Consider the following 2,684-nt stretch of genomic DNA (forward strand, 5'->3'; position numbering starts at 1 on the left):
TCTAACTAATATGTACGGGGATACTAGCCTTCCGATGACCAGGAGTTCCGAACTTTATATTAGTTGTGTACGAAAAGTAGATTATGAAAGACCCTAAAAGTAGCTTACTTAAAATATCGTGAATTATTAACAGGTCACCTGAACATGGGTGGCCTTTTTTAGGAATTATTGATTTTGAAAAAGCATAATAAGCCGTAGAACGGCATAAGCACATCTTTTTAATTTTTCAAACTACCTTAATGGCATTAATAATATTAATTCACTTATCTCTTCTCTGTCTTTGGATATAAGTTCAAGTCTACTGCGCAATTAATTAACTACAGTGGATTGTACGATTATATGAAAAGACCATTTCCATTAAAAACAACAGTCGCTTTACTCTTTCTAGGTGGAAGTTCAGCAGCTATCGGCCATGGTTACGTTTCGGCGCTGGAAAACGGCGTTGCTGAAGGGCGCGCGACCTTATGCAAATACCCGACAGCAGATACGGGTGAAAAGAATATTGATTGTGGTGCTATTCAATATGAGCCGCAAAGTGTCGAAGGGCCTGATGGCTTTCCTGAGGCGGGTCCTGTTGATGGCAAAATCGCCAGTGCCGAAAATGCCCTGGCGTTAGCACTTGATGAACAAACCTCTGATCGCTGGGTAAAACGCCCTATTCAACCCGGCAACCAGTATTTTGAGTGGGCGTTCACGGCCAATCACGTCACCAAGGACTGGAAGTATTACCTTACCAAACAGGGTTGGAACCCAAATCAGGTTCTGACCCGGGATGCTTTTGACCTGACACCTTTCTGCGTGGTTGACGGTAATATGGAGCAGCCACCGACAAGTGTGAGCCACCTGTGTAATGTCCCTGAGCGGGAAGGCTACCAGGTCATCCTTGCTGTCTGGGATGTGGGGGATACCGACGCTTCTTTCTACAATGTCATTGATGTTGAATTTGATGGAGAAAACGGTGGCTCAGGAGAGCTTGGCTGGTCACAGGGCGGTCAAATCATACCGACGATGGATCTGAGTGTTGGCGATGCCGTGTACACGCGCGTCTTTGATCGTGCAGGGGAAAACCCGAGCTACAGTACGAAACTGACTATTGGATCTCAAGACCAAGGCATAGCAAAGAACTGGTCTTTCGAGCTTGCTAATAAAGTGAATAAAGAGCAAAGCGGTATTCGCGCCGGCCACTTGAATGAGGGTAAGATTACGCCTATTTACGGCACAAATCCTGTGTTCCTAAAAGCTGGTAGCGGTATTCACCGGGTAGAGATTGGTTACGATACCAATGGTCAAGAGATGGAGCCTGCGCTTGCTGTTTCCGGCCTGGAAAGTGAGTATATCATTGATGAAGAGCCGGTTAATCTCGACTTGTCGCTTGATGCGACAGGTGATCTCACCGCCGTGTTGACAGTGTACAACCATGCCAGGGAAGCGCTTGCTTCGCTTGAAACCCCCATGACTGACGGTGAAACGAAGAGCGTGACACTCGAGTTATCTAAGTCCCAGCCCGGTCATCATATGTTAGTTACACGGATTAAAAACTCAGATGGTGAGTTTGTTAACCAAACAATGCAGGACTTTCAACTGGTCGAAGGGCAAACGCCGCCACCTTCAGGTGAATATGATTATGTTTTCCCTGATGGGCTAGAGCAGTATACCGAGGGCACGAAAGTACTGGCGACTGACGGACAGATCTACCAGTGCAAAGAGTTCCCGTATTCTGGCTACTGTGTTCAGTGGTCTTCTTCTGCAACTCAGTATGAGCCGGGTGTCGGTACTGACTGGGAGTCAGCCTGGTATAAGCTGGACTAGCTTCCTGCGAGAAGATACTGAAAGAGTTGAACCATTTGGATCTCCTTCCTTGAAGGAGATCTTTTTCTAACAAGGCCTTGATTGCCTCAGGGCCGACAATAAGATTGGTCAAGAACAATGAATCATCCGCATTATGATACGTTCAGCCGTTTCCTCCACTGGGCTATGGCGTTAGTCATTATCTATACCAGCATTGCCGGTTTTTCCATGCACTTAGTACAAGAGAGTCACCCCAAAGTCTGGCATTTTCTCTCTGTCTTGAATATGTCACTGGCAACATTGGCAATTCCGCTGTTCATAGTTCGTCTCGTTTGGCGTTACTTTCGACATGAGCCAGATCTTCCGGAAGAAATTCCCCTAAAGCAGCGTCAACTGGCAAAAATGACCCATTCATTGATCTATTTTGTGATGTTCATGGTGTTCAGCAGCGGACTGCTGATGCTGGATAAGGGCTACTTGCTGTTTGGCATTCTCTTTATTCCCAACGTGATTACCGAGTCATCTGTCAATGAGCTGTTTTTCCAAATTCACCGCTACAGCTGTATAAGCCTGGCCTTGCTGGTACTGGCTCATGCTTGTGCTGCACTCAAACATCATTTTATTGGGAAAAACGATGTGTTGCGTTGTATGACATCGGGATCTCGAAGTAAAAAGTCTTCTTTGATGCATCGTGACGATATGCCTTGTTAGTGAGCTAAAGAGATAGCTCTGCCGTTGAAAAATTGACTCTTTTCATTGTAAGAACATAGTTAAAATATTATTATAAAAAGATAAATAGATAAATAGATAAATAGATAAATAGATAAATAGATAAATAGATAAATAGATAAATAGATAAATAGATAAATAGATAAATAGATAAATAGATAAATATA

At 44.2% G+C, this 2,684-nt stretch carries 2 protein-coding genes; both read left to right on the forward strand.

What is annotated here, in order from left to right; all coding sequences use genetic code 11:
- Positions 1-339 precede the first annotated feature (339 nt).
- Positions 340-1,809: an N-acetylglucosamine-binding protein GbpA gene (gene gbpA / locus MHN01_RS23820; protein ID WP_239413837.1), complete on the forward strand. Its 1,470-nt coding sequence runs from the start codon at positions 340-342 to the stop codon at positions 1,807-1,809.
- 117 nt (positions 1,810-1,926) lie between these two features.
- Positions 1,927-2,499: a cytochrome b gene (locus tag MHN01_RS23825; protein WP_239413838.1), complete on the forward strand. Its 573-nt coding sequence runs from the start codon at positions 1,927-1,929 to the stop codon at positions 2,497-2,499.
- The last annotated feature ends 185 nt before the right edge of the window (positions 2,500-2,684 follow it).

The sequence above is a fragment of the Photobacterium sp. OFAV2-7 genome (genome assembly GCF_022347985.1).
In the GTDB taxonomy this organism is placed as follows: Bacteria; Pseudomonadota; Gammaproteobacteria; order Enterobacterales; family Vibrionaceae; genus Photobacterium.

Coding starts and splice junctions, on each gene's coding strand:
- MHN01_RS23825 (WP_239413838.1), top strand. CDS start 1,927: ATGAATCATCCGCATTATGATACGTTCAGCCGTTTCCTCCACTGGGCT.
- gbpA (WP_239413837.1), top strand. CDS start 340: ATGAAAAGACCATTTCCATTAAAAACAACAGTCGCTTTACTCTTTCTA.